The 25,758-nt window shown below is 75.2% G+C and carries 26 protein-coding genes; 9 read left to right on the top strand and 17 right to left on the bottom strand.

Annotated elements, in window-relative coordinates; translation table 11 throughout:
• Positions 1-363 precede the first annotated feature (363 nt).
• Positions 364-1,674 carry a CAP domain-containing protein gene (locus ABT006_RS10065; RefSeq protein WP_350704826.1) on the top strand — a complete coding sequence of 437 codons (1,311 nt, stop codon included), beginning with the start codon at positions 364-366 and terminating at the stop codon, positions 1,672-1,674.
• 108 nt (positions 1,675-1,782) lie between these two features.
• Positions 1,783-2,625, top strand: coding sequence for an endo alpha-1,4 polygalactosaminidase (locus tag ABT006_RS10060; RefSeq protein ID WP_350704824.1), 843 nt, complete (start codon positions 1,783-1,785; stop codon positions 2,623-2,625).
• Positions 2,626-2,790: 165 nt separating this feature from the next.
• On the opposite strand, the gene ABT006_RS10055 is transcribed toward ABT006_RS10060, so the two are convergent.
• The 11 genes from ABT006_RS10055 to ABT006_RS10005 all read right to left on the bottom strand — a co-directional run bounded on the left by ABT006_RS10055 (position 2,791) and on the right by ABT006_RS10005 (position 14,537).
• Positions 2,791-5,007 carry an MMPL family transporter gene (locus ABT006_RS10055; RefSeq protein WP_350704823.1) on the bottom strand — a complete coding sequence of 739 codons (2,217 nt, stop codon included), beginning with the start codon at positions 5,005-5,007 and terminating at the stop codon, positions 2,791-2,793.
• A gap of 221 nt (positions 5,008-5,228) precedes the next feature.
• The gene (gene mutM / locus ABT006_RS10050; RefSeq protein ID WP_350704821.1) at positions 5,229-6,086 is read right to left on the bottom strand and encodes a bifunctional DNA-formamidopyrimidine glycosylase/DNA-(apurinic or apyrimidinic site) lyase; all 858 of its coding nucleotides are present in this window, start codon (positions 6,084-6,086) and stop codon (positions 5,229-5,231) included.
• The gene (gene rnc / locus ABT006_RS10045) at positions 6,079-6,891 is read right to left on the bottom strand and encodes a ribonuclease III (protein WP_350704820.1); all 813 of its coding nucleotides are present in this window, start codon (positions 6,889-6,891) and stop codon (positions 6,079-6,081) included. Before rnc ends, mutM begins: the two co-directional genes overlap by 8 nt.
• Positions 6,888-7,862, bottom strand: a complete 975-nt coding sequence (locus ABT006_RS10040; RefSeq protein ID WP_350705123.1) for a phosphate acyltransferase PlsX — start codon at positions 7,860-7,862, stop codon at positions 6,888-6,890. Before ABT006_RS10040 ends, rnc begins: the two co-directional genes overlap by 4 nt.
• Positions 7,863-7,997: 135 nt before the next feature.
• A complete protein-coding gene (rpmF, locus tag ABT006_RS10035) occupies positions 7,998-8,171 on the bottom strand; it encodes a 50S ribosomal protein L32 (RefSeq protein WP_091096818.1) in 174 nt (57 codons plus the stop codon).
• Between the two features lie 5 nt (positions 8,172-8,176).
• Positions 8,177-8,740: a YceD family protein gene (locus ABT006_RS10030; RefSeq protein WP_350704818.1), complete on the bottom strand. Its 564-nt coding sequence runs from the start codon at positions 8,738-8,740 to the stop codon at positions 8,177-8,179.
• Between the two features lie 108 nt (positions 8,741-8,848).
• On the bottom strand, positions 8,849-9,346 hold the full coding sequence (locus tag ABT006_RS10025; protein WP_350680447.1) for an SPFH domain-containing protein: 498 nt from the start codon (positions 9,344-9,346) through the stop codon (positions 8,849-8,851).
• Between the two features lie 219 nt (positions 9,347-9,565).
• The gene (gene coaD, locus ABT006_RS10020; RefSeq protein ID WP_350704816.1) at positions 9,566-10,054 is read right to left on the bottom strand and encodes a pantetheine-phosphate adenylyltransferase; all 489 of its coding nucleotides are present in this window, start codon (positions 10,052-10,054) and stop codon (positions 9,566-9,568) included.
• The gene (gene rsmD, locus ABT006_RS10015; protein WP_350704814.1) at positions 10,051-10,614 is read right to left on the bottom strand and encodes a 16S rRNA (guanine(966)-N(2))-methyltransferase RsmD; all 564 of its coding nucleotides are present in this window, start codon (positions 10,612-10,614) and stop codon (positions 10,051-10,053) included. The genes coaD and rsmD overlap by 4 nt, the downstream gene beginning before the upstream one ends.
• 111 nt (positions 10,615-10,725) lie before the next feature.
• A complete protein-coding gene (recG, locus tag ABT006_RS10010; protein WP_350704813.1) occupies positions 10,726-12,927 on the bottom strand; it encodes an ATP-dependent DNA helicase RecG in 2,202 nt (733 codons plus the stop codon).
• Positions 12,924-14,537, bottom strand: a complete 1,614-nt coding sequence (locus tag ABT006_RS10005) for a DAK2 domain-containing protein (RefSeq protein ID WP_350704812.1) — start codon at positions 14,535-14,537, stop codon at positions 12,924-12,926. Before ABT006_RS10005 ends, recG begins: the two co-directional genes overlap by 4 nt.
• A 367-nt stretch (positions 14,538-14,904) precedes the next feature.
• On the opposite strand from ABT006_RS10005, the gene rpmB reads away from it, so the two are divergent.
• Entirely contained in the window at positions 14,905-15,096 is a 192-nt protein-coding gene (rpmB, locus tag ABT006_RS10000; RefSeq protein WP_088963534.1) for a 50S ribosomal protein L28, read from the top strand.
• Between the two features lie 281 nt (positions 15,097-15,377).
• Positions 15,378-16,634, top strand: a complete 1,257-nt coding sequence (locus tag ABT006_RS09995; protein WP_350704810.1) for an ATP-grasp domain-containing protein — start codon at positions 15,378-15,380, stop codon at positions 16,632-16,634.
• A gap of 60 nt (positions 16,635-16,694) precedes the next feature.
• Here the strand turns inward: ABT006_RS09995 and ABT006_RS09990 are convergent, their stop codons facing one another.
• Both ABT006_RS09990 and ABT006_RS09985 read right to left on the bottom strand, forming a co-directional pair.
• Entirely contained in the window at positions 16,695-17,162 is a 468-nt protein-coding gene (locus ABT006_RS09990; RefSeq protein ID WP_350704808.1) for a GNAT family N-acetyltransferase, read from the bottom strand.
• A gap of 29 nt (positions 17,163-17,191) precedes the next feature.
• A complete protein-coding gene (locus ABT006_RS09985) occupies positions 17,192-18,130 on the bottom strand; it encodes a thiamine-phosphate kinase (protein WP_350704806.1) in 939 nt (312 codons plus the stop codon).
• A gap of 123 nt (positions 18,131-18,253) precedes the next feature.
• Here ABT006_RS09985 and ABT006_RS09980 point away from each other — a divergent pair, with 123 nt between their 5' ends.
• Together ABT006_RS09980 and ABT006_RS09975 are read left to right on the top strand one after the other, a co-directional pair.
• Positions 18,254-18,487 (top strand): Lrp/AsnC ligand binding domain-containing protein, encoded by a 234-nt coding sequence (locus ABT006_RS09980; protein WP_350686149.1) that lies wholly within the window; start codon positions 18,254-18,256, stop codon positions 18,485-18,487.
• Positions 18,488-19,132 carry a DUF3515 family protein gene (locus tag ABT006_RS09975; protein WP_350704804.1) on the top strand — a complete coding sequence of 215 codons (645 nt, stop codon included), beginning with the start codon at positions 18,488-18,490 and terminating at the stop codon, positions 19,130-19,132.
• A 70-nt stretch (positions 19,133-19,202) separates the two neighbouring features.
• On the opposite strand, the gene ABT006_RS09970 is transcribed toward ABT006_RS09975, so the two are convergent.
• On the bottom strand, positions 19,203-20,309 hold the full coding sequence (locus ABT006_RS09970; RefSeq protein ID WP_350705121.1) for a D-alanine--D-alanine ligase family protein: 1,107 nt from the start codon (positions 20,307-20,309) through the stop codon (positions 19,203-19,205).
• Positions 20,310-20,517: 208 nt separating this feature from the next.
• On the opposite strand from ABT006_RS09970, the gene ABT006_RS09965 reads away from it, so the two are divergent.
• Positions 20,518-21,801 carry an ATP-binding protein gene (locus tag ABT006_RS09965; protein WP_350704802.1) on the top strand — a complete coding sequence of 428 codons (1,284 nt, stop codon included), beginning with the start codon at positions 20,518-20,520 and terminating at the stop codon, positions 21,799-21,801.
• Between the two features lie 114 nt (positions 21,802-21,915).
• Here ABT006_RS09965 and ABT006_RS09960 read toward each other — a convergent pair whose 3' ends face one another.
• Positions 21,916-22,134, bottom strand: coding sequence for a hypothetical protein (locus tag ABT006_RS09960; RefSeq protein ID WP_350704800.1), 219 nt, complete (start codon positions 22,132-22,134; stop codon positions 21,916-21,918).
• Between the two features lie 279 nt (positions 22,135-22,413).
• Between ABT006_RS09960 and ABT006_RS09955 the strand changes: the two genes are divergently transcribed.
• Positions 22,414-23,259 carry a helix-turn-helix domain-containing protein gene (locus ABT006_RS09955; protein WP_350704798.1) on the top strand — a complete coding sequence of 282 codons (846 nt, stop codon included), beginning with the start codon at positions 22,414-22,416 and terminating at the stop codon, positions 23,257-23,259.
• Positions 23,260-23,263: 4 nt separating this feature from the next.
• On the top strand, positions 23,264-23,464 hold the full coding sequence (locus tag ABT006_RS09950; protein WP_350704797.1) for a DUF397 domain-containing protein: 201 nt from the start codon (positions 23,264-23,266) through the stop codon (positions 23,462-23,464).
• A gap of 181 nt (positions 23,465-23,645) precedes the next feature.
• On the opposite strand, the gene ABT006_RS09945 is transcribed toward ABT006_RS09950, so the two are convergent.
• Positions 23,646-24,434: a putative protein N(5)-glutamine methyltransferase gene (locus ABT006_RS09945; RefSeq protein WP_350704795.1), complete on the bottom strand. Its 789-nt coding sequence runs from the start codon at positions 24,432-24,434 to the stop codon at positions 23,646-23,648.
• Between the two features lie 209 nt (positions 24,435-24,643).
• On the bottom strand, positions 24,644-25,756 hold the full coding sequence (locus tag ABT006_RS09940; protein ID WP_350704793.1) for a cystathionine gamma-lyase: 1,113 nt from the start codon (positions 25,754-25,756) through the stop codon (positions 24,644-24,646).
• Between the last annotated feature and the right edge of the window lie 2 nt (positions 25,757-25,758).

The raw sequence follows: 25,758 nt of genomic DNA, 5'->3' as shown, positions 1-25,758 counted from the left end.
TTGATATGCGCTGCCGGAAAGGCCGGCCAACGCGCGCCCAATGTGCACGCGGCTGTCATTCCAGGCGATTCTGGGCATGACCGGGCGCGACTGGCGACACCTATATATTGAGCCGATACCCCCTCCTTCGTCAAGTTCTCGCAGGCCGTAGATCATTTCCACGTCGACCTGTCCACTTGTCGGGGGGCTGCCACAAGGCGCGGACACTCTCTGTCCGGACACCTTGACTCTACGCCCCGGATCCCGGGAAGTCCCTACCCGGCCGTCCGACTTCCCCTTAACTCTTCCTTAGCCACGTTGCCGCTGCTCAGGCCCCCCACGTAGCGTCACTTCGCCCGCACCCGACCCCTTGGAGGCAGAGGCGTGTACCGCTGGACCGACCCGAACGACCCGGACGGCGCCACCCGGCACCCCGAGCAGCCGCGCAGCGAGGAGCCGGGCTGGCTGACCGACCGTCCGGAGCCGAGGTCGGCCTACCTGTTCGGGGATGACCTGGACCGACCCGCCGACGAGTGGCGCCGCGACCAGCCGACCGCCCGCTGGCAGGCCGAGCCCGCCGAGCCGGCCGCACACCAGCAGGCCGAGCCCGCCGCGCACTGGCAGGCTGGACCCGCCGACGCCGCCGAGCCCACCGAGCGCTGGCGGGCCGAGCCCACCGAGCGCTGGTCGGCCGAGCCCACCGAGCGCTGGCAGGACGAGCCCACCGGGGCCTGGCCGGCCGGGCCCGCCGCGCCGGCCGCCACCTGGCTGGCCGAGCCGGGCGTCCGCTGGCACGCCGACGCCGACCTGCGGGACGGCGGGCCGTACGGGTCGGACGCGCCCCCGGCCGACGAGCGGGCGGCCGGCGGCTGGCCGGTCGACGCCCCAACCGCCCCGATCGACCTCGGGACGCACCAGGACACCGACGCCGGGACGACACCCGCCGAGGGCCGGCACCGCCGCCACCGCCGCTTCCCCCGCCCCGTGCTGATCGGTGGCGCCGCCGCAGCCGCCACGCTGATGGTGAGCCTCGGCGTCGGCGCGGTCGCGTTGGGCGGCGACGGCCCGGAGACCGACCCGACCGCCGCCGACGACACGATCGCCGCCGCCCCGGCGCTGCCGGTCACGCCTGGTGACGCGCTGACCGCCCCCACCCCGAGCACCGCGCCGGCCACCACCAGGCCCGCCCCGTCGCCCACGAAGGCCACCAGGCCCACGCCGGCGCCCTCGCGTTCCACCGCGCCCTCGCGGCGCACCGAGCGGAGCAGCGCGCCGTCCGGCGGCGGCACGAAGGCCCCCGTGAGCAGCGGGGTCAGCGCCCAGGCCCGCGAGGTGGTGAACCTGGTCAACGCCGAGCGCGCCAAGGCCGGCTGCGGGGCGCTGAGCATCGACGACAAGCTGATGACCGCCGCCCAGCGGCACAGCCAGGACCAGGCGGACCACCGGGATATGTCGCACACCGGCAGCGACGGCAGCGACGCCGGCGACCGGCTGGACCGGGTCGGCTACGCCTGGCGCACGTACGGCGAGAACGTCGCCTGGAACCAGAAGACGCCGGCCGCGGTGATGGACGCCTGGATGAACAGCTCCGGTCACCGGGCCAACATCCTGAACTGCGCCTTCACCGAGATCGGCGTCGGCGTGGCGAGCAGCAACGGGCCGTACTGGACGCAGGTCTTCGCCGCGCCGCGCTGAACGCGAGTCGTGGCCGGGTCCGCGCTCGTTTGACCGGGTGAGGTACGCCGCACCGGCGTACCCGCTCCGGGCGGCACTCCCGCCGCCCCGGTACCCGGGAGCTTGCCGATGCGGATCCGGCCGCGTACGCGCGCCGTCGGGCGGGGCCCACGCCACGTCCTGTCCGCCTGCGTCGTCCTCGCGCTGCTGGCCACGGTCGGCGGTTGCCGGGTCGCGCTCACCCCGCCCGGCGCCCCGACCACCTGGCCGGCGGAGTCGGCCGGCCGGTGGCGGTGGCAGTGGCAGCTCAGCGGCGTGCTCGACCCGACCGTCGACGCCGACGTCTTCCTGCTCGACCCGGTCGCCACCACCGCCGCGCAGACCGCCGAACTGCGGTCCCGCGACCGCCGGCTGGTCTGCCAGGTGCACGTCGGGTCGGTCCTGCCCACGGATCCGGACGCGAGCCGCTTCCCGGCCGCCGTGTGGGGCGCTGCGGCCCGTCGCCCGCAGAGCCGCTGGCTCGACGTACGGCAGTGGGACGCGCTGCGGCCGGTGCTGGCGGACCGGCTCCGGCTCTGCCGGGGCAAGGGCTTCGGCGCGGTCGCGCTCGCCGACGCCGACGGGTACGCCCACCGCGCCGGCTTCCCGCTCGGCTTCGACGACCAGTTGCTGTTCAACCGCCGGCTGGCCGAGCTGGCCCGGTCCCTGGACCTCTCCCCCGGCCTGGTCAACGACGTGCCCCAGGTGGCCGCCCTGGCGCCGGACTTCGACTTCGCCGTCAACGAGGAATGCGTGCGGCTGGGCCTGTGCGCCAAGCTGCTGCCGTTCGTCGAGGCGGGCAAGCCGGTGTTCCACGCCGAGTACACCGGCTCGACCACGGACTTCTGCGTCACCACGGTGGGCTACGGCTTCTCCTCGATCCGCAAGGACCGGGAGTTGGGCGCCTGGCGGGCCTCCTGCCCGGTGTTCTGACGCCGACCGTCACGCACCCGGGCCATGCCGGCGCCCCGCACACACCACGTGCCGGGCAGGCCGCCCCGCACGGAAGCCGGCCCGACGGCAGGGCCCACCGCGTACCGACGGACGGACGGCAGGGGCCGGACCGCGGGTGCGGTCCGGCCCCTGGTGTGGCGTGGGTCAGCGGGCGCCGACCAGCTCCGGGGTCGGGGCCGGCGGGTCCGTGGGGGCCTTCGCGGGGCGCCCCCGCAGGAACTTCGGGGCCCACCAGTTCGCGTCGCCGAGCATGGTCATCAGCGCCGGCAGCACCACCGCGCGGATGATCGTGGCGTCCAGCAGGATCGCCGCCGCCAGGCCGATGCCGAGCTGCTTCATGTCGATCGTGCTCAGCGTGGCGAAGATCGAGAAGACCCCGACCATCACGATCGCCGCGCTGGTCACCACGCCGGCCGACGAGGTGATGCCGTACGCCACCGCGTCCCGGTTCGACATGCCGGCCCGGACGCCCTCGCGGATCCGGCTGACCACGAAGACGTGGTAGTCCATCGAGAGCCCGAACAGCACCACGAAGAGGAACAGCGGCAGCCAGGTGACGATCGCGCCCATCGAGGTGAAGCCGAGCAGGCCCTCGGCCCAGTCGCCCTGGAAGACCAGCACCAGCAGCCCGTACGCGGCGCCGGCCGAGAGCAGGTTGAGCAGGATCGAGCTGAGCGCGATCACCACCGAGCGGAACGTCAGCACCATCACCACGAAGGTCAGCACCAGCACGAAGCCGATGACGACCGGCAGCTTGTCGCGGATGTGCTGCGAGTAGTCCTCGCTGTCGGCGATGTCCCCGCCGACCGCGTACTCCACGCCGGGCACCCCGCCGAGCGCGGCCGGGACGAGGTCGGCGCGCAGCCGCTCCAGGGAGCGGGCCGCCTCGGCGGTGCGGCTGGCGTGCGGGGTGGCGACCTCCAGCACCGACACCCGCTGGTCCGCCGACACCTTGAGCTTCGGGCCGTCCGCCTCGGTCGGCGCGAAGAGCGGGTCGGCCGACGCCGCGCCGGCCAGCGCGGTCAGCGCCGCCGCGACCCGGTCCGCCTCGGCCGCCGGGGCCCGCACCGCGACCGTGTGGCTGGTGCCGTTGCTCGGGAACGCCGCGGTGAGCCGGTCGTACGCCTGCATGGCCGGCGTGCTGCGCGGCAGGTCCTCCATGCCGGGGAACTTCATCTTCATGCCCAGCGCGGGCGTGGCCAGGGCGAGCAGCAGCCCGACCGAGATCACCAGGGTGGCCACCGGCGCCCGCAGCGCGGGCTTCAGCACGGCCGGCCAGAACCGCGGCTTCGCCTCGCCGTGCCGCCCGGTACGCGGGGCGGTGAGCCGCCACAGCAGCGGCACCCGGGGCCGGTCGACCCAGCGGCCGAGCTTGGCCAGCAGGGCCGGCAGCACGGTCAGCGAGCCGATCACCGCGACCGCGACCACCAGCATCGAGCCCACCGCGAGGGAGGAGAAGATGGCGTCGTTGGCGAGCAGCAGCCCGCCCATCGAGATCATCACGGCGAAGCCCGAGACCACGACGGCGTGACCGGAGGTCTCCGCGGCGATCTCCACCGCGTCGAGGCCGGAGCGCCCCTTGGCCCGCTCCTCCCGCTCGCGCCGCACGTAGAACAGCGAGTAGTCGACCCCGACCGCCATGCCGATCAGCAGGATGACGCTGGCCGTCGTGTCGGTCGCCGGCACCAGGTGCGAGGCGAGGGTGGAGAGCCCCATCGCCGCGGCGACCGAGGAGAGCGCCAGCAGCACCGGCACGCCGGCGGCGATCAGCGCCCCGAACGCGATGATCAGGATGAGCAGGGTCACCGGCAGGCTCAGCAGTTCGGCCCGCTTGAAGTCCTCGCCGAGCGTGTCGTTCAGCGCCTTGCTGATCGACGGGCCGCCGACCTGCTCGACGCGCAGCTGCGGATGCCCCTCCTGCACCCGGGCGGTGGCGTCCCGCAGCGGCTGCACCCGGTCGGACGCGGTCTCCGCGTCACCCGACATCGTGATCGGCACCAGCAGCGCGGAGCCGTCCCGTGCCGTCACCGGCTCCCCCACCGAGGCGACTCCGGTCACCGAGCGCAGTTCGGTCGCCGCGTCGGCGGCGGCGGCCTTCGCGGCGACGGGGTCCAGGGTGCCGCCGCGCGCCGTGATCAGGACGTTTTCCACCGCCGGGTCGGCGAAGTCGCCGGCGTCCACGATCAGCCCCGCCCGGCCCGACTCGCCGACGGCCTGGTCGGCGCCGGTCGCCTCCTTAAGTCCCGCGGCGTTCCCGCCGACGAAGCACACCGCCACGAACACGACCCACAGCGCGATGGCCCGCCACGGATGCTCCGCGCTCCACCGCGCCAGCCGCACCGTCACCGGTCTTGCCCCCATTCCGGGTCCCCCTGTCACGTCAACCCCTGTCAACGGGGTTGACGCTATGGACGGAACGGGCCCGGGACATCAGGGAACGGCCCCGGCCCTTCCCCGGAACCTGTACGCGGCCTGAACGGCGGTCCGGCCGGGCGAGCCGGGCCGATACCGGCGTGTCGGGAGGGCGATCCCCGACCGGCCGGGGCCGACGCGCCGACGGCGACCCGGAAAACGCCTCGGGGTCATCCCCGAAGGGCCCCCCGGGGGCGGGGCTGACAGCGCGGGCAACTGTACGACGAACGGTTCATGAACGCCTCCCGACGCACGGGCGCGCCGCAGCGGTGGCACGGCAGACCCTCCCGGCCGTAGACGTTCAGCGACCGGTCGAAGTAGCCGCTCTCCCCGTCGACGTTGACGTAGAGGGCGTCGAAGCTGGTGCCGCCGGACTTGATCGCCTCGGCCAGGACGTCCCGGACATGGCCCAGCAGCCGCAGCGCGGCCGGGCCGGTCAGCGCGTCGGTGGGGCGGGCGCCGTGCAGCCTCGCCCGCCACAGCGCCTCGTCGGCGTAGATGTTGCCCACCCCGGAGATCAGCGTCTGGTCCAGCAGGGCGCGCTTGACCTCCGTACGCCGCCGGCGCAGCGCGGCGGCGAACGCCGCGTCGGAGAACTCCGGGTCCATCGGGTCGCGGGCGATGTGCGCGATCTCCGCCGGCAGCTCCGCGCCGCCCGCGGAGACCGACAGCCCGCCGAACGTGCGCTGGTCGACGAAGCGCAGCTCCGGCCCGTCGTCGGCGAAGCGGAACCGGACGCGCAGGTGCGTCTCGTCGGGCGCGGCGGCCGGCTGCACCAGCAGCTGGCCCGACATGCCCAGGTGCCCGACGACGGCGTCCCCGCTGTCCAGCGGCAGCCACAGGTACTTGCCCCGCCGGCGCACGTCGCGCACCGTCCGGCCGGCCAGCACGTCGGCGAAGTGCCCGCCGCCGGGCGCGTGCCGGCGCACCGCGCGGGGGTGGTGCACCTCGACGGTGGCGATCCGCCGGCCGGTGACCCACCGGGCCAGCCCCTGCCGGACCGTCTCGACCTCCGGCAGCTCAGGCACGGCCCAGGCCCGCCTCGACCTCGGCGCCCGCCGCCCCGCCGGCCGCCTCGGCCCGCTCCCGCTCGGCCCGCTCCTGCTCGGCCTGCTCCTGCTCGGCCTGCTCCGTGAGCGTGCGCCAGGCCGCCTCGGCGGCCCGCTGCTCGGCCTCCTTCTTGCTCCGCCCGTCGGCCCCGCCGTAGCGGTTGCCGGCGACCACCACCCAGGCGGTGAAGGTCTTGAGGTGGTCCGGCCCGGTGCCCTCGATGCGGTACTCGGGCACACCGAGCCCCAGCGCCGCGGTCAGCTCCTGGAGGCTGGTCTTCCAGTCCAGGGCGGCGCCCCGCCCGGCCGACTCGGCCATCAGCGGGTCGAACAGCCGGTGGATGACGATCGCCGCGGTGTCCAGCCCGTACTGGAGGTAGATCGCGCCGAGCAGCGCCTCCAGGGTGTCGGCGAGGATGCTCGCCTTGTCCCGGCCGCCGGTGGTCTCCTCCCCCTTGCCGAGCAGCAGGTAGGCGCCGAGCCCGTCCGGGCCCAGGCCGCGCGCCACGTCGGCGAGGGCGCGCATGTTGACCACGCTGGCCCGGAGCTTGGCCAGCTGCCCCTCGGGCAGGTCGGGGTGGTTGTGGAACAGCGCGGTGGTGATCACCACGCCGAGCACCGAGTCGCCGAGGAACTCCAGCCGCTCGTTGGTGGGCAGGCCGCCGTTCTCGTACGCGTACGAGCGGTGGGTCAGCGCGCGCTCCAGCAGTTCCGGATCCAGGCTGACGCCGAACGCGGCTTCCAGGTGACCGACGGACGCCCGCCGCCGCTTGTCGTTGCTCATGATGTGGGTACCTCGGTATCGGTGGTGCGGTCGGTGCATTCCTCGCGGTCGCCCGCCTCGGCGCCGTCGAGCAGCGCGCGGACCTGGTCGGCGGCGCGCCGCCGCCAGAGATGGGCCGCCAGGGCGATGCCGGAGGCGACGTCCTCGGGACGGGCCGCGCCGTGGCAGACGACCACCGTGCCGGCCACCCCGAGCAGGGCGGCTGCCCGGGGGGCGCCACCGCCGGGCGGGGGCCCGCCGGCCATCGCGTACGCGCCCTCGATCGCCTTGAGCAGCACGTTACCGGTGAAGCCGTCGGTCACCACCACATCCGCGCGCGTGCCGAGGGAGACGTCGTACCCCTCGACGAGGCCGACGTAGCGACCACCGCAGGGCAGCGACGCGGCGGCGAGGACGGGATCGGCGAGCCGGCGGGCACGGTCGCCCTTGCCGGCCTCGGCGCCGACCGAGAGCAGCCCGACGCGCGGGGTCGCGACGGTGTGCGCCACCGCGGCGTAGGCCGCGCCGAGGACGGCGTGCCGGGCGAGGGTGGCCGGGCGCGGCTCGAGCGAGCCGCCGACGTCGAGCAGGACCACCGGGCCGGCGACGGCCGGCAGGGTGGCGACCAGCGCGGGACGGCGTACGTCCGGCCAACGGCCGAGACCGAGGGCGACGGCGGTGACGGTGGCGCCGGTCGAGCCGGCGGAGACGAGGGCGTCCGCGGCGCCGTCGCGCACGGCGTGCACGGCGGCGCGGACGGTGCTGTCGGAGCGGGCGGCCACGGGGTGGTCGGCCATGCTCACGGCGGTGCGGACCGGCCGGACGGCGACCCGCGCGCGCTGCGCCGGGTCGAGGGCGTGGACCACCTCGCCGGCGGCCTCGGCCGGGCCGACGAGCAGCAGGTGCAGGTCGGGATCGGCGCGCACGGCCCGCAGAGCGCCGTCAACCACGACGTCGGGAGCGTCGTCCCCGCCGAGGAGGTCAACGGCGATCCGCGCGGTGCCCGGCTCCGCCGCGACGCCGGCCGGACCAGGCCGGCCGGCGTCGGTGGGAGCCGGGGCACCGGGCGTTCGCCAGGGTGCGCGCGCCGCCCGACCTGCGGTCGGGGGCGTCACTCGGCGTCCAGGTCAGACCTCGAGGACCTGGCGGCCGTTGTAGGTGCCGCAGACGGAGCAGGCGGCGTGCGGCAGCTTGGCGGACTTGCACTGCGGGCAGGCCACGGTCGCGACCACGGCAGCCTTCCAGTTCGCCCGGCGGGCGCGGGTGTTGCTGCGCGACATCTTGCGCTTGGGGACGGCCACGGTTCCTACTCCTCTTTACGGGTCAGTTGCGACAGGCCCGCCCATCGCGGGTCGATCTGCTGGTGACTGTGGTCGGCCGGCAGATCGTCCCAGTGCACCCCGCAGTCGGGGCACAGGCCTGGGCAGTCCTCCCGGCAGAGCGGGTTGGTCGGCAGCGCGAGCACCACCGCATCCCGCAGCGCCGGCTCCAGGTCGATCAGGTCTCCCTGCATCCGGCCCACCTCGTCCTCGTCGGTCGTGGAGTCCGTGGTGCTGTTCTCGTACGCGTACAGCTCCTGGATCCGCACGGCCACCGAGTCGTTGATCTCGCGCAGGCAGCGGCCGCACTCGCCCCGCACGGGACCGGTGACGGTCCCCGAGACGAGCACGCCCTCGGACACCGACTCCAGCCTCAGGTCGAGGTCGAGGTCCGCGCCCTCCGGCACGCCGATCAACTCCACGCCGAGGTCCGCCGGTGCCGGCACCACCCGCTCGACCGTACGCAACGCACCAGGTCGGCGCGGCAGCTCCCTCGTGTCGAGGACCAGCGGCGACCTGGGGTTGAGTGGTGAAGGCGTGTGCTTGGGCATAGTCAGACTCCGGCCGGTGAGAGGCCGACAAAAAAGGTTACCTGGCGACCGCCGCACCGTCGAACCGGGGGCGACGCCCGCCCCGTCCGTCGGCTGGTGAGGTGCCGCTCAGAAGGGTAGCGGGCGTTCCGCCTCGTCCCCAGCGAAGGTGCCGATCTCCCGCAGCGCGTGCATCTTGTCCCGGCCGCGCTCTATCGAGGCCAGCGCCCTGGTGAGGAACTGCTCGAAGTTGGCCAGCGCGGTGTCGACGTAGTCGTCGACCTCCTCGCGCAGGCGCTGCGCCTCGGCCCGCGCCTCGGCGATGATCCGGGCGCCCTCGTGCTCGGCGGAGACGGTGATCTCGTTCACCGAGACCAGGCGGGCGTGTTCCGCCTCACCCTCGCTGATGATCCGGTCGGCCTCCCGCTTGCCGGCCTCCATGATCTTGTCCCGCTCCTCCAGCAGCGCGACGGCCTTGCGCACCTCCACCGGGAGTTCGGCGCGCAGCTCGTCGAGGGCCGCGATGAACTCGCCCCGGTCGACCATGCAGTTGTTACGCGACATCGGGACGGAACGCGCCTGCTCCACCATGGCGATCAGTTCGTCGATGCGATCGAGCGAGTCCACCGGTAGCTCACTCCTGTCGTTCGTCGGGCCGACCTACATGATGCGGGCTACGGCCGGGTTCCCGCTCCACACATCATGTCGCGCCACGGCCACACCGCGCCTCTCACCCCGGCCCGGCGCGTCGCGCCGGCCGTCCCGCCGACCCCGGCGGGACGGGCGGTGGGCAGGAGCCGGCGGACGGTCGGGCCGGCGCCCGACCGCCTGGTGGCGCGGCGGAGGTCAGTCGCGGGCCGGCGGCGCGAGGCGGGCCCGCAACTCCTCCCGGACCCGGTCGGGCACGTGGGCGGAGATGTCGCCACCCCACTTCGCCACGTCCTTGACCAGGCTGGAGGAGAGGAACGAGTAGAGCGGGTTGGTCGGCATGAACAACGTCTCGACGCCGGCCAGGCCGATGTTCATCTGCGCCATCTGCAGCTCGTAGTCGAAGTCGCTGACCGCCCGCAGGCCCTTGATCAGCACGCTCGCCTGCTGCGCCCGGCAGAAGTCGACCAGCAGGCCACGGAACGACTCGACCCGGACGTTGTCGTAGGAGGCGGTCACCTCGCGGAGCATGTCGATGCGCTCCTCGACGGTGAACAGGCCGCTCTTCGACTGGTTCACCAGCACGCCCACGATCACCTCGTCGAACAGGCGGCTCGCCCGGCCGATGATGTCGAGGTGTCCGTTGGTGACCGGATCGAACGAGCCGGGACACACCGCACGTCTCATGATCGGCGACCGTACCAAAGGGTGGTCTCGCCGTACCGGCGGCTGCGCTCCCCGGTGACACCGTCCACCCACCCGACCGGCCCGGTGCGGCTGGACCGCTCCACCACGACCAGGGCGTCGGGGGCCAGCCAGCCGCCGTCGACCAGCGCGGCGAGCATCGCGGTGACATCCGCGTCCGACACCGCGTAGGGCGGGTCGGCGAAGACCACGTCGTACGGGTCGCCGTCCGGGCCGGCCGCCAGCACCGTGGCCACCTTGCCGGTGACCAGCCGGGCGGCCGGGGCGGCGCGCAGCGCCGCGACGTTCTCCCGGATCACCCGGGCCGCGCGCGGGTCGGACTCCACCAGCAGCACGTGCGCGGCCCCCCGGGACAGCGCCTCCAGGCCGACCGCGCCGGACCCCGCGTAGAGGTCGGCGAAGCGGGCGCCCGCCAGGTCCACCTCGGCCTGCACCGCGCTGAACAGCGCCTCGCGGACCCGGTCCGAGGTGGGCCGGGTGCCCGCCCCGGGTGGGGCGGCGATCCGGCGCCCGCCGAGCGTCCCGGCCACGATCCGGGTCACGGTCTCCTCCTGCTCATGCGCACGACGCTACGCGACGCGCCGTCGGCCGACGCCCGGCCGGGCACGCCATCGGCCGCGACCTGCGCCTGCCGGCGCCGGCGCGGCAGGGGGTCAGCCCTTCTCCAGGTATTCCGCGCGTTCCTCGTCGACCAGCGCCGCCACCGACGCGGCCAGCGCCGGATGCCGCGCCAGCTCCGGATCCTCCTCGACCAGGGCGATCGCCTCGGCCCGGGCGTCCCGGATCAGGTCGGCGTCGCGCAGCAGCGACAGCAGCCGCAGGTGCGACCGCCGCCCCGACTGGGTGGCCCCCAGCACGTCGCCCTCGCGCCGCTGCTCCAGATCCAGCTCGGCGAGCTTGAACCCGTCCGTCGTGGAGGCGACCGCGTCGAGCCGCTCCCGCGCGGACGCGCCCTCCAGCGCCTCGGTGACCAGCAGGCAGAGCCCGGGCGCCGAGCCCCGGCCGACCCGGCCGCGAAGCTGGTGCAGCTGGGACACGCCGAACCGGTCGGCGTCGAGCACGATCATCACGGTGGCGTTCGGCACGTTGACGCCCACCTCGACCACGGTGGTGGCGACCAGCACGTCGACGTCGCCGGCAGCGAAGGAGCGCATCACCGCGTCCTTCTCGTCGGCCGGCAGCCGGCCGTGCAGCACGCCGATCCGCAGGCCGTGCAGCGGCCCCTCGGCGAGCAGCGGCGCCACCTCGGTGACCGCCATCGGCGGCCGCCGCCCGTTGTCGTCGACCGGCGGCGGCTCCTCCTCACTGGCCGGGCCCTCCCCGATGCGCGGGCAGACCACGTACGCCTGGTGGCCGGCGGCCACCTCCTCGCGCAGCCGCCGCCAGGCCCGGTCCAGGAAGGCCGGCTTCTCGGCGGCCGGGACCACGTGCGAGGCGATCGGCGAGCGGCCCTGCGGCAACTGGGAGAGGGTCGAGGTCTCCAGGTCGCCGTAGACCGTCATCGCCACCGTGCGCGGGATCGGGGTGGCCGTCATCACCAGCACGTGCGGCGGCTGGTCTGCCTTGGCGCGCAGGGCGTCGCGCTGCTCGACGCCGAACCGGTGCTGCTCGTCCACCACCACCAGGCCCAGGTCGGCGAAGTCGACGCCCTCGTAGAGCAGGGCGTGGGTGCCGAGCACGATGCCGGCCGCCCCGCTGGCCACCTCGGCCAGGGCGCGCCGGCGGGCCGCCGCGCCCAGCGAGCCGGTGACCAGCTCGACCCGGGTGGCGTCGTCGGCCGCGCCCAGCTCGCCGGCCCGGCCGAGCGGCCCGAGCAGGTCGAGGATGCCCCGGTGGTGCTGCGCGGCGAGCACCTCGGTCGGGGCCAGCAGCGCGGCCTGCCCGCCGGCGTCGACCACCTGGAGCATCGCGCGCAGCGCGACCACCGTCTTGCCGGAGCCGACCTCGCCCTGGAGCAGCCGGTGCATCGGGTGGGCGGTGGCCAGGTCCGCCGCGATCTCCACCCCCACGTCCCGCTGGCCGGGGGTCAGCTCGTACGGCAGCCGGGCGTCGAACGCGTCGAGCAGGCCGCCGGGCTTCGCCGGGCGGGGCCGGGCCGGCCACGCGGCGGCCCGGTGCTTGCGCTGCACCAGGGTGAGCTGCACGGCGAACGCCTCGTCCCACTTGAGCCGCCGGCGGGCCCGGTAGAGCGCCTCCTTGCTGGACGGCCGGTGGATCTCGCGCAGCGCGACGTCGATGCCGGCCAGCTTGCGGCTCGCCCGCAGGGTGGCGGGCAGCGGGTCCTCCGGCGGGGTGAAGGTGTCCAGCACCACCCGGACGCAACGCGCGATCACCCAGGTGGGCACCGCCGCAGCGGCCGGGTAGACCGGGATCAGCGCGCCGGCGAACTCCTCGATCTCCTCGCTGGCCGCCGCCTCGCCGTCGCCGCCCTCGCCGAGCAGGACGTACTCCGGGCCGTTGAGCTGCCGCTTGCCCCGGAACTCGGTGACCTTGCCGGCGAACAGCCCCCACCGGCCGGGGCGCAGCTCCCGCTCCCGCCACGCCTGGTTGCCGAAGAAGGTGAGGGTCAGGGTGCCGCCCGAGCCGTCGCCGACCGTCACCTCCAGCAGGTTGCCCCGACGCTGGCGCATCGGGCGTACGGCGGTGCGCTGCACCTGGGCCAGCACGGTGACCTGCTCGCCGACGTCGAGCGACCGGATGTCGGTGTGCTCGCCGCGCTCGTCGTAGCGGCGCGGGAAGTGGTAGACCAGGTCACCCGCGGTGTGCAGGTCGAGGTGGCTCGCGAGGGCCTTCGCGGTCTTCTCCCCGACCAGCTTCTTCAGCGGCGTGTCCACCGTGCACGGCTCGGACGTCATTCGACCCCCACCAGGAGCGGATAGTACGGCTGCCCGCCCGGGTACGCCTGCACCTCGACGAACGGCCAGCGCCGGGCGACGTGCTCGCGGACCGCCTCGGCCAGCCCGGCCGGGGCGTCCGCCCCGGAGAGCAGGGTGACCAGCTCGCCGCCGCCGCCCAGCATCCGGTCGACCACGGCGGCGCAGGTGTCGGCCAGGTCCGCCCCGATCAGGTGCACCTCGCCCTCGACCAGCGCCAGCACGTCACCGGGGCGGCAGGGGCCGGCGACGGTCAGCGCCTCGCGGCTGGCGTAGCAGACCTCGGCGTAGCGGCAGGCGCCGGCCGCCTCCGCCATCGCGATCACGTCGTCCTCGAAGCGGCGGGCCGGGTCGCGCACCGCGAGGGCGGCCAGCGCCTGCACCGGGGACCGGGTGGGCACCACGCTGACCTTGATGCCCAGCCGGTGCGCCTCCTTGGCGGCGGCGCTCGCCACCGCCTGCGTGTTGGGGTCGTTGGGCAGCACCACCACCCGGGCGGCGCCGGTCGCGCGGATCGCGTCCAGCAGCTCGCCCGTGGACGGGTTGCCGGGCACCACCGTGGCGCCCTCGCCGGCGACGAGCTCGGCGATGCCCGCGCCGGCGGCCACCACCACCGCCGCGCGGCCGTCGCGCGCCATCGGCGGGGCGGGGGCCGCCTGGTCGGCGAAGCGGGTCACCGAGATGCGGTGCGGCCGGCCGGCGACCACGCCCGCCTCGATCGCCGCGCCCACGTCGTTGACGTGCACGTGCACGTTCCAGGTGCCCGCACCGGCGCTCCCGTCGCCGACGACCACGAGCGAGTCGCCCAGTGCGGCCAGCTCGGCCCGCAACCGGCCCACCGCCTCGGGCGCGGCGTCGAGCAGGAACTGCACCTCGTAGGCGTACTCCTCGGAACCGGTCTCGCGGACGGCGGTGGCCGGCGGGCGGGCCGCACGCGGCGCGGGCACGGGATGCTCCGGGCTCTCCCCCGTGACGACCTCGACCAGGGCGTCGAGCAGCAGGCAGAGGCCCCGGCCGCCGGCGTCGACCACGCCGGCCCGGGCCAGCGCGGGGAGCTGCTGCGGGGTGCGCGCCAGCGCCCGCGCCGCCTCGCCCGCCGCCGCCCGGGAGACCGCCCGCAGGTCGTCGCTGTCCGCCCGCTCGGCGGCGCGGGCCGCGGCGGCGACGACGGTGAGCAGCGTGCCCTCGACGGGGCGGGCGACCGCGGCGTAGGCGGCCGTGGTCGCGTCGCGCAGCGCGGCGGCCAGCTCCCGCCCGCGCACCGCGGGCACGGCGGCGACCGCGTCGGCGAAGCCGCGAAGGATCTGCGACAGGATCACCCCGGAGTTGCCCCGGGCGCCGAGCAGCGCGCCCCGGGCCATCAGCCGCAGCGCGTGCCCGTGCGGGGTGGGCCCGTCCTCCGGGAGGGTGCCGAGGTCCATCGCCAGCGCCTGCTGCGCGGAGGTGAGGGTGAGCACCAGGTTGGTGCCGGTGTCGCCGTCGGGCACCGGGTAGACGTTCAGGTCGTCGATCTCGCCCTGGTGCCGCCTGAGCGCGGCCAGCCCGCCCGCGCACCAGCGGCGGACCGCGGCGGCGTCGAGGGTGTCCAGCACGGCGAGAAGCCTACTGGCGGGCACCGACGCGCGCCGGGGTCGTCGGCCGTCCTGCGTGTCCGGCCCGGCGCTCCCCGGCCGCCCGTCACGTCGGCGCCCCGCCGAGCCGGCGCGACCCCGGCCCGCTGGTCGGGGGCCGCCGGCTCCGGTGGCCCCGGCCGGACTACCCTCGTGGTCGCGTCCCTTCGTACGGTGCTGCCGGAAGGGACGGCGCCGACCGGGCGACCGCGCCGCGCCGAGCCGGCCCCGCTCCGGGCACCGCCCGGGGCCGGTTGGTCGGGTGCGCGGGTCATCGGGTAACCTGGCCAGGTTGCCCGGGCAGCGCCTGGCGGCGACCTCATGAACGTTTCAAACCCAGGAGTATCCCGTGGCTAGCGTGTGCGACGTCTGTGGCAAGGGACCGGGCTTCGGCCACAACGTGTCCCACTCGCACCGGCGGACCAACCGCCGCTGGAACCCGAACATCCAGTCGGTGCGTACCCCGGCCGGTGGCGGGAACACCAAGAAGATGCAGGTCTGCACCTCGTGCATCAAGGCTGGCAAGGTCACCCGCGCCTGACGCGGTAGTCCCCAGCTTCACACTCGTCATTGCCGGCGGGCCCTCGTGGGCCCGCCGGTTCTGTCGTGTCCGGGATCGCCGGCCTCGTGCCGGGTCCCGGCGCCCCCGCCTCGTGCCGGGTCCCGGCGGGCCCCGGGCCGGTTCGTGTCGGGTCCGGGCGGGTCGGCTGACGGGTACGCGACCGCCCTTCGAGGTGCGGCGCGAGCCCGGTTAGGGTCTGCGTGCGCGGCGAGTCCGGTTCGGGCCGGCGCGGGGAGCAACGGAGCGCGGAGGAACGACTGGTGCAGCTTGATCTAGGCCGGGACGAGATGGTCATCGTCGGTGCCTCCCTCGGGATGCTGCGCTGGTTCAGCGAGGAACTGCCCGCGGGCAGCGTCGTCCTCGTCGAGGAACCCGACGTCATCGAGCGCCGGGGGCTGGAGCGGTTCGCCCGCGAGATGCCCTTCATCTCCCGCGTGGTGCCCGCCGAGTACCAGCTCGGCTTCGACGCCGCCGCGCTGGTCGCCCGGGAACCCGGGCTGGCCGCCGCCCGGCTGGTCATGCCCGGCCTCGAGTACGCCGTCGGGGCCACCGCCCGGCTCGCCGAGGCGCTCGGCCTGCCCGGCGCCGGTCCGGCGGCGGCCGACGTCTTCTCCGACAAGCACCGGATGCGGCTGCTCGCCGCCGAGGCCGGCCTGGCCAACCCGGCCTTCGCGCTGGTCGACTCCGCCGCCGGGGCGACCGAGTTCGCCCGGCGGCACGGCGGCCGGTGCGTGCTGAAGCCCACCCGCCGCTCGGGCAGCCTGGGCGTGCAGATCATCGCCGACCCGGCGGAGGTCGCCGGGGCGTGGGCGGGCACCGCCTCGCCCGAGGACCCGCCGGAGGCGACCGGCCGGGGGCTGCCCACGGGCGTGCTCGTCGAGCAGGTCGTCGACGGGTGCGAGCACAGCGTCGAGCTGCTCGTCGCCGACGGCGAGGTGATCTTCGCCAACGTCACGGACAAGCGGGTGCTCCCGGGTCGCTCCCCGGTGGAGACCGGCCACACGGTGCCGACCGCGCTGCCCGACCCCACCCGCCGGGAGCTGGTCGAGGTGGCGACCCGGCTGGCCGCCGCCGCCGGCTTCCGCACCGGCACGCTGCACAGCGAGTGGATCGTCGCCGACGGGGTGCCGACGCTGGTCGAGTGCGCCGCCCGGCTGCCCGGCGACATGATCACCGCGCTGGTGTCGATCGCGTACGAGTGCGGGTTCATCGAGGCGTACCTGCGGACGCTCTGCGGGGAGCGGCCGGCCCTGCCGGCGCGGCCGACCGGCGCGGCGGCGGTCGAGTTCCTGCTGGCCGAGCCCGGCACCGTCACCGCCGTCGACGGGCTGCGCGCGGCCCGCCGGGTGCCCGGCGTGCTGGAGGTGCAGCTCGACGTGGCGGTCGGCGACACCGTGACGGAGGTGACGTCCTCGCTGCGGCGCAGCGGTCACCTGCTGGCCTGGGGCGCCGACCCGGCCGAGGCGACCGACGCGGCCGGCAAGGCCGCCGAGCAGATCCGGTTCACCACCGCCTGATCGTGCCGTAGCCGGCCCGGCGGGTTGCCCGGCCGGGCCGGGAGTCCCCGGGCCGGTGGCTCAGAGGGTGCGGCCGAACGAGAGGCAGCCCGGGGCGTCCTTGTAGAAGCCGAAGTTCGGGATCCGCTCGTAGCCGGCCGCGGTGTACATGGCGATGGCCTCGGGCTGCTTGTCGCCGCACTCCAGGACGATCCGCTTGCGCCCGTGCTCGCGGGCCGAGCGCTCCACGGCGGCCAGGACCGCCCGGGCCACGCCCCGGCCCCGGGCCGCCGGGGCGGTGTACATCCGCTTCAGCTCGGCCGTGTCGCCGTCGTCGCCGTGGCTGCGCCAGCCGCCGCAGCCGACCGGCTCGCCGCCGAGGTGGGCAACGAGGAAGGCGCCGGCCGGCGACACGAACTCGCCCGGGTCCACCGGGGTGTCGTCGCCGCTGCCGCCGTACCGGGCGCCGAGGTCGGCCAGCGCGGCGCGGATCAGCCGCTGCGCGACCGGCGAGTCGAAGCGCTCGGCGCGGATCTCGATCTCACTCACGGCGTAAAGGGTACGACCAGCGCCGGCCCTTACCGGAAGTGGTCCCAGCCGGCGGGTCCGTCGTACGGGCCGCCGTCGACCGTGACACCGGAGCCCGCCGTCACCCGCCCGATCGGGCGCCAGTCGGGCGGCAGCGCCACCGCCGGCGGGAAGGTCGCGGCCAGCGCGTGGTCGTCGCCCCCGGTGAGCAGCCAGGAGTACGGGTCGACGCCCAGGGCCTGGGCGGCGTCGCGCATCTGCCGGGGCACCTCGAAGGCGTCCCGGCGCACGTCGAGGGCCACGCCGCTGGCCTTGGCCACGTGCCCGAGGTCGGCGAGCAGCCCGTCCGACACGTCGATCATCGAGGTGGCGCCGAGTCGGGCCGCGTGCGGTCCGGCCCGGTACGGCACCTCCGGCCGCCGGTACGCCTCCACCAGCAGCCGCGGGGTGCGGAAGCCCCGGGAGAGCACCGTCAGCCCGGCCGCCGCGTACCCGGTCCGGCCGGCCAGGGCCAGCACGTCCCCGGGCCGCGCCCCGGAGCGCGTCACCGGCGGCCGGCCGCCGAGGTCGCCGAGGGCGGTGACCGCGATCGTCAACGTGGGGCTGGCGGACATGTCCCCGCCCACCACGCTCGCGCCGACCTTCGCCGCCTCGGCGCCGAGCCCGTCGGCGAGTTCCTCGGCCCACCCGGTCTCCAACTCCGGCGGCATGCAGAGCGCGACCAGCAGCGCGGTCGGCTCCGCCCCCATCGCGGCGATGTCGGCCAGGTTGGCCGCCGCCGCCCGGTGGCCGACGTCACGCGCGGCGGACCAGTCCCGCCGGAAGTGCCGCCCCTCCACCAGCACGTCCGTCGAGGCCGCGACCCGGGCGTCCGGGGCGGCCACCACCGCCGCGTCGTCCCCGGGACCGAGCAGAACGGTCGATCCGTACGACAACCGGGCGGTCACCCGGTCGATCAGGCCGAACTCGCCGACCCCCGCGACACTCATGCCGGCCCTCCGCCGTGCTCGCTCACCGCTTCTCCTTGACCACCGATAGGGATCAGACCTGGTCCGTAAGGTACTTTCTCCTCTCGGGCCGCCCCGCAGGCGGCGACGGACGGAGGTCGAGTCGTGGTACAGGCGTACATCCTCATCCAGACCGAGGTCGGCCGCGCGCGCGACGTGGCCGGTCACATCGGGGACCTTGCCGGCGTGGTGCGGGTCGACGCCGTCACCGGGCCGTACGACGTGGTCGTGCTCACCGAGGCGAACACCGTCGACGAGCTCGGCAAACTCATCGTCAGCAAGGTGCAGATGGTGCCCGGCATCACCCGCACCCTCACGTGTTCGGTGGTGCGCCTGTAAGTGGACAAGATCACTGACTCTCCCGTGACCGATTCCGCCCAGGCGGACGAGGCCGCCCCCGACCGCCCGGCCCGGGACCGGACGACCCGGAGCGCCGCGCTGATCGCCACGCTGGTCGCGCTGCCGATCACCGCGCTGGTCGGCGTGCTCGCCTTCGTCCAGCTTTCCCCGGACGAGCCGGCCGAGCCGGCCGCCGCGCCGAGCCCGACGGCAAGTGCTCCCCGCGCCCAGTCCACCGCTCCGGTCGAGATGGCCGCCCCGGCGCTGGCCGAACGGCCCGCCACGGTCTGCCGGGCGCTGCTCTCCCAGTTGCCGCCGACGGTCAACGACCTCGCCCAGCGTACGGTCACCGCCGGCCCGGAGCAGAACGCCGCGTACGGCGACCCGGCGCTCACGCTGGCCTGCGGCGGCGCCGAGCCGACCGTCGGCGAGACGGACGACGTGTGGACGGTCAACAAGGTCTGCTGGTACGCCCAGGAGGAGACGGACGCCACCGTGCTCACCACGCTGGACCGGGAGACCGCCGTGACGGTCCGCGTCCCGCGGTCGTACGGGCAGGCGTTGCAGTGGGTCTCCCCCATCTCGGAGACGATCGTGGCCTCCGTGCCCTCCGGCGGCGACATGCCGCGGGGCTGCCAGGGCTGACGGCCCACCACCGAAGAGTGGCCTCCCCATCGGGAGGCCACTCTTTTCCGCGTACGGGCGGACCGCGGGCTCAGTGCAGGCCGACGCCCCGGTGCAGGGCGGTGCGGATGAGGCGGTTGACCAGCTTCGGGTACTCCAGCCCGGACGCCGCCCACATCCGGGGGAACATCGACGTCGAGGTGAAGCCCGGCATCGTGTTGATCTCGTTGAGGTAGACGTCCAGCTCCGGGGTGACGAAGAAGTCGACCCGGGCCAGGCCGGCGCAGTCCAACGCGGTGAAGGCGCGGACGGCGTACTCCTGGACCTGCCGGGTCACCCGCTCGGGCAGGCCGGCGGGGATGTCGTACTCGCAGGCCTCCTCGGAGTCGATGTACTTCGCCTCGAAGTCGTAGAAGTCGTACTCGCCGACCACCCGCACCTCGGCGAGCACCGACGCCTCCGGCGCGCCGCCGGCCTCGCCCTCCAGCACGCCGCACTCGATCTCGCGGCCGACGATTGCCCCCTCGACCAGCACCTTCGGATCGATCTGACGGGCGGCGGCGACGGCGGCGTCCAGGTCCGCCCAGTCGGTGACCTTGGTGATGCCGAACGACGAACCGGCCCGGGAGGGCTTGACGAACACGGGCAGGCCGAGCCGCTCCTTGTCCGCCTCGCTCAGCGTCATCCCGTTGCGCAGCACCGCGTACGGGCCCACCGGGATGCCCTCGGCGGCGCAGAGCTTCTTGGTGAACTCCTTGTCCATCGCGGCGGCGGAGGCGAACACGTTCGCCCCGACGTACGGGATGCCGGCCATCTCCAGCATGCCCTGGATGGTGCCGTCCTCCCCGTACGCGCCGTGCAGCACCGGGAAGACCACGTCGACGTCGGCGAGCGCCCGGGGACCCTCGGTCGGGTCGAGCACCATCAGCCCGTTGCCGGTCGGGTCGGCGCGCAGCACGATGTCGGCGCCGGACTCGGCGGTGATCTCCGGCAGCCGGCGCGCGTTGATCGCCAACTGGGCCGGGTCGCCGCTGGTCAGCACCCACTGACCGGCCCGGGTGATGCCCACCGGCACCACCTCGAACTCGTCGGGGTCGAGGGCGCCGAGCACGCTGCCGGCGCTGACGCAGGAGATGCCGTGTTCCGGGCTGCGGCCGCCGAAGACGATCGCCACGCGGGTCCTGCCTGGGGTGGTCACTCCGGTCACCTCTTCGTACGCGACTGCTGCGCCGGTGGTGGCGCTCACCCGGTTGACCTTACTGTGCGTGGCGGGCCTCGGCTGCCGATACCCGGGGGACAGGCGACAGGACGCGGCAATCGGTCAACAAAGGATATACGTTGCGTAATCGCTCGCGCGGAGATCCGGGGCGGTGACGGCACCGGACGCCCACTACGCTGCTCGTCCTATGAGCGCTGATCCCCTCATCGAGTCCCTGACGGCGGCCCTGGACGCCCGCCCCGACGACCTGCCGCTGCGACTCCACCTGGCCTCGCTGCTGTTGGACGCCGGCCGGGCCGGGGAGGCGATCGCGCAGGTCGGTCAGGCGCTCGCCCGGGATCCGGGCAACGACCAGGCACAGGCCCTGATGCAGCGGGCGCTGGGCGGCTCCGTACCCCCGCCGCCGGCGCCGGCCCCGGCGGCCCCGCAGCCGCCGGCGCAGCGCCCGGCGCCGGCCGGGCCCGGCGGCCCCGCCGCGACCGCCGGCCACGACCCGCTGGCGGCCTACGAGCAGGAGCTGGCCGACGTCGTGCCGCCGCGCTTCGCCCGCGCCGGCGACGAGCCGGAGCCGGTGACCGGCGACTCCGACCGGGTGTACGACGTGGAGACCTCCGGCATCCGGCTGGCCGACGTGGGCGGCATGGCGGCGGTCAAGGAGCGGCTGGAGCTGGCCTTCCTCGGCCCGCTGCGCAACCCGCAACTGCGCAAGATGTACGGCAAGAGCCTGCGCGGCGGCCTGATGCTCTACGGCCCGCCCGGCTGCGGCAAGACCTTCCTGGCCCGCGCGGTCGCCGGGGAGATGGGCGCCAAGTTCATCTCGCTGTCGATCGTGGACGTGCTGGACATGTGGATGGGCAACTCGGAGCGCAACCTGCACGAGCTGTTCCAGGCGGCCCGCCGCAACGCCCCCTGCGTGCTCTTCCTCGACGAGGTCGACGCCCTCGGGCACAAGCGCTCGCAGGTCGGCTCCAGCTCGATGCGGACGCTGGGCAACCAACTGCTGGCCGAGCTGGACGGGATGGAGGGCAGCAACGAGGGCGTCTTCGTGCTGGCCGCCACCAACACCCCGTGGGACGTCGACCCGGCGCTGCGCCGCCCGGGCCGGCTCGACCGGGTGGTGCTGGTGCTGCCGCCGGACGCGGAGGCGCGCGCGTCCATCCTGGAGTACCACCTGCGGGAGCGGCCGATCGCCGGGATCGACCTGCGGAAGATCGTGGCGGCCACCGAGGACTACTCCGGCGCCGACCTGGCCCACCTCTGCGAGACCGCCGCCGAGTACGCGATGGCCGACTCCGTGCGCACCGGCGAGGTGCGGATGATCGAGCAGCGGGACCTGGAGCGGGCGGCGAAGGAGGTCCGGCCCTCGACGAAGCCGTGGATGGCCACCGCCCGCAACGTGGCGATGTTCGCCAACGAGGGGGGCGTCTACGACGACCTGGTGGCGTACCTGAAGCGGCGCCGGATGCTGTGACGCCGGACGGCCCGGCGGGGCGCCGGGCCGCGCCTCTCCGCCGGGCCGGGCCGCCGGCCGGGCGGGCCGTCCGCCCGGCGGGGCCGACTCCCGACCGCGCCGCCCGTGGCGGCGTCAGCCGCGCGCGTGCCGCCGGCCGATGGCGATCACCTTGACCCGCTGCCGGCCGGCCCGCACCATGCCCAGCGCCATGAACGCGCCGGCGATCCGGTCGGCCGCCTCGCGGCTGGTCGCGCCGACCACCTGGCGGCGCCGCTCGGGGCAGGTCCGCTCGTCGCGGCCGGCGCCGTCGACGGGGCGGACGTCGGTGAGAACCACGAGGAACCGTGTCATCGGAGGCCGCCGGCGCGGTCGGCGCGGGCCTGCTGACCAGTACTCACGTCGAATCCCTTCCGGCTGGCGGGCCACGGGGCGTGGCACGCGGCGATCGGGCTCGGGGGAGAAACCCGATCGCCGCGCGCCCCATCCCCTCCGGTCGCTCACCACCACCGTCGCCACGACAACCGGCGGTGAGGACGCGATGACAGATTGACATCTCTACAGCCATGAATGCAACTCTCATCGACGTTCTCTCATCTACACCTTCCCGGAAAGATGTGCGACGATCGATGCATGGCTCCCAAGACCGCCCGCGCCCGACGCCTGGGCATCGCGTTGCGCACCCACCGGGAAGCCGCCGGCCTCACGCTGGAGGCGGCGGCGGACGAGATCAGCAGCACCCGCAGCACCCTGTCCCGCTACGAGAACGCGCAGACGCTGGTCAGCCCGGCCACCGTACGCGCCCTGCTCACCCTCTACGGGGTCGGCGCGGACGAGGTGGCGGCGGCCGTCCAGTTGGCCAAGGACGCGCGCAAACCCGGCTGGTGGGTGTCGTACTCGTACCTGCTGGACCGGCGCACCATCGACTTCATCGCGCTGGAGGCCGAGGCGACCGGGATCGCCAACTTCGAGCCGTCCGTGGTGCCGGGGCTGTTGCAGACCGCCGACTACATCCGGGGCGTCATGCGGGGCGGCCCGCACACCCTCGGCGACGACGAGGTCGAGCAGCGGGTCCAGGTCCGGCTAGACCGACAGCAGCGGCTCACCGGCGACAAGCCGCCGATCCTGGACGCCATCATCGACGAGGGCGCGCTGCTGCGGCCGGTCGGCGACCGGTCGGTGATGGAGAGCCAACTGCACCACCTGCTGCGGATGGGCGAACTGCCCAACATCACGGTGCAGGTGATCCCCCTCGCCGCCGGCTACCACCGGGGCACCCGGGGCTCGCTGCACATCCTGGAGTTCGCCGACCCGGAGGACCCGATCATCGCCTCGGTGGAGACCGTGGCCGGGCAGATGGTCCTGGACCGGCCGGGCGACCTGCGTACCTGCACCAAGATCATGGAGCACCTGCGGACCGTCGCGCTCAGCCCGCCGGCCAGCCGAGACCAGCTCCTCCAACTCCTGAAGGGACGGTAGGACCATGACACCGACGACCAGCGCGACGCTCGCCGCGGCCCGGTGGCGCAAGAGCAGCCGCAGCGGCGACGAGGGGGCGTGCGTGGAGATGGCGCTGCTCCCGGAGACAGTCGCCGTCCGCGACTCCAAGGACCCGTCCGGCCCGGCGCTGCTCTTCCCGCCCGCCGCCTGGGCCGTCTTCGCCGGGGCGCCGCCGCGCCGCTGACCCCACCCCGGCGCCGGCGCCGCTTGCCCGCACGCGACGCCGGCGCCCCCGCGCCGTCGACGGTCCCGCCGTTGGGAGCCGGTGGGGCCGTCGACGGGCGGGTCACGGCGGGGCTGCCGCGCGGCGCCGCCACCTGTCGCGCGTCGCGAGCGGCGGCCCGCGCCGAGACGCGAAGCCCCGGTCAGGCGGGGCGGCGGGCGGTGACGGCGGTGGCGTCCCGGTCGTCGTCGCGGGTCACTGTGGGGTGCAGGCCGGCGGCGGTCAGCGCCGCGCAGAGCGCGTCCGCCTGCGCCTCGCTCGTCTCCACCACCAGGTGCCCGCCCGGGGCCAGCCAGCGCGCCGCGCCCACGCCGACCCGGCGCAGCACTGCCAGCCCGTCCGATCCGCCGTCCAGGGCCACCTGCGCCTCGTGCAGCCGGGCCTCCGGCGGCATCAGCGCCACCGCCGCCGTCGGCACGTACGGGGCGTTGGCCACCACCAGGTCCAGGCTCCCCCGCCAGCGCACCGGCAGCGGCTCGTACAGGTCGCCGTGGAAGACCGGCACCCCCAGCGGCGCCAGGTTGCGCCGGGCGCAGGCCACGGCGGCGGGGTCGACGTCGGCGGCGGCCAGCCAGCGCGGCGCGAGCCGGCGGGCCAGCGCGACGGTGGTGGCGCCGGAGCCGCAGCACAGGTCCACCACGGCCGCCGCCGGGCCGGTCACCGCGACGGCGGCGTCGACCAGCAGGGCGGTACGCGCGCGCGGCACGAACACGCCGGGATCGACGGCGATCCGCTCGCCGCAGAACTCGGCCCAGCCGAGCAGGTGTTCCAGCGGGAGCCCGGCGACCCGGCGGTCGGCCAGGTCGGAGAGCGCCTGCGGCGAGTCCGCGGCGGCGATCAGCAGGTCCGCCTCGTCCTCGGCGTAGACGCAGCCGGCGGCGCGCAGCCGGTGCACGAGGGCGGGTCGGTCGGGGCGGAAGGAAACGGTCATGGTGGACCTCCGGGAACGCTCGTCGACGCTCCCGGGCGCCGGGTCAACCGGCGTGGCGTCGGAGGGGAGCGTCGGTCCTGCCTGTCGGGTGGATCGGACTCACCTCCTCCGGTCGGGCCCGGCGCGGGCCGCGGACGGCCCCGCTCGGGGCCACGGTCACGATAGCCCGACATCCGACACCGGGTGCTCGACGGCCCGCGCCCGAGCGCTCAACGGCTGGCGTCGAGCGCGGCGGCCACGTCGGCGACCAGGTCGACGGCGTCCTCCACGCCGCAGGAGAGCCGGACGAAGCCGGGCGGGGTGTCGTCGCCCCACTGGGCCCGCCGGTCGGCGGTGGTGTGCAGGCCGCCGAAGGAGGTGGCCGCGGCGACCAGCCGGGCCGCGTCGAGGAACCGCGCCACCCGCGCGGCGTCGCCGAGGTCGAAGGAGAGCACGCCGGGGATCCGTCGCATCTGGACCGACGCCACCGGATGGGCCGGGTCGCCGGGCAGCCCGGGCCAGCGCAGCCCGGTCACGTCGGGCCGCCCGACGAGCAGCCCGGCGAGCGCCTCGGCGTTCGCCGTCTGCCGGCCCAGCCGCAGGTCGAGGGTGGCCAGCGACCGGTGCGCGAGCCAGGCGTCGAACGCGCCGGGCACCGCACCGGTGACGTTCCGCCAGGCGGTCACCGCGTCCAGCAGTTCGGTCGAGCGGGTGGCGACGTAGCCGAGCAGCAGGTCCGAGTGCCCGGTGAGCGCCTTGGTGCCGGAGGCCACCACGAGGTCGGCGCCGAGGTCGAGCGGGCGCTGCCCGAGCGGCGTGGCGGTGGTGTTGTCGACCGCGACCAGGGCGCCGGCCGCGTGCGCGCGGGCAGCCAGCGCCGACACGTCGGCGACGTCCAGGCCGGGGTTCGCCGGCGTCTCCAGCAGCACCAGGCGTACGCCGTCGAAGTCCGGGTGGGGGCCGGCGGTCGGGGTGAGGAGCACCCGCACCCCGATCCCCTCCAGCGTGTCCCGGGCGAAGGCCCGGACGGCGAAGTAGCCGTCCGACGGGAGCACCACGGTGTCCCCCGGCCTCAGCACCGTCAGCAGCAGCCCGGTGATCGCGGCCTGCCCGCTGGCGAAGACCCGGCAGTCGCCCCCCTCCAGCTCCCCGACGGCCGCCTCCAGCAACCGGCGGGTGGGGTTGTCCGGCCGGCCGTAGCCGTTCGGCGCCGCCGCCGGCCCCGCCCACGGGTCCAGGTGGTACGGCGCGGCGAAGACCGGCCCCGGCAGGAACGGCTGGCCGGGGGCCGGCTCGGGCAGGCCGGCGCGGACGCATCGGGTGCCGTCGTGCGGTGCGGTCACTC

The organism is Micromonospora sp. NPDC002717 (genome assembly GCF_040295705.1).
Classification (GTDB): Bacteria; Actinomycetota; Actinomycetes; order Mycobacteriales; family Micromonosporaceae; genus Micromonospora.
The sequence above is the reverse complement of the archived record's forward strand: the minus strand, read 5'-3'. Positions and strand labels throughout refer to the sequence as shown.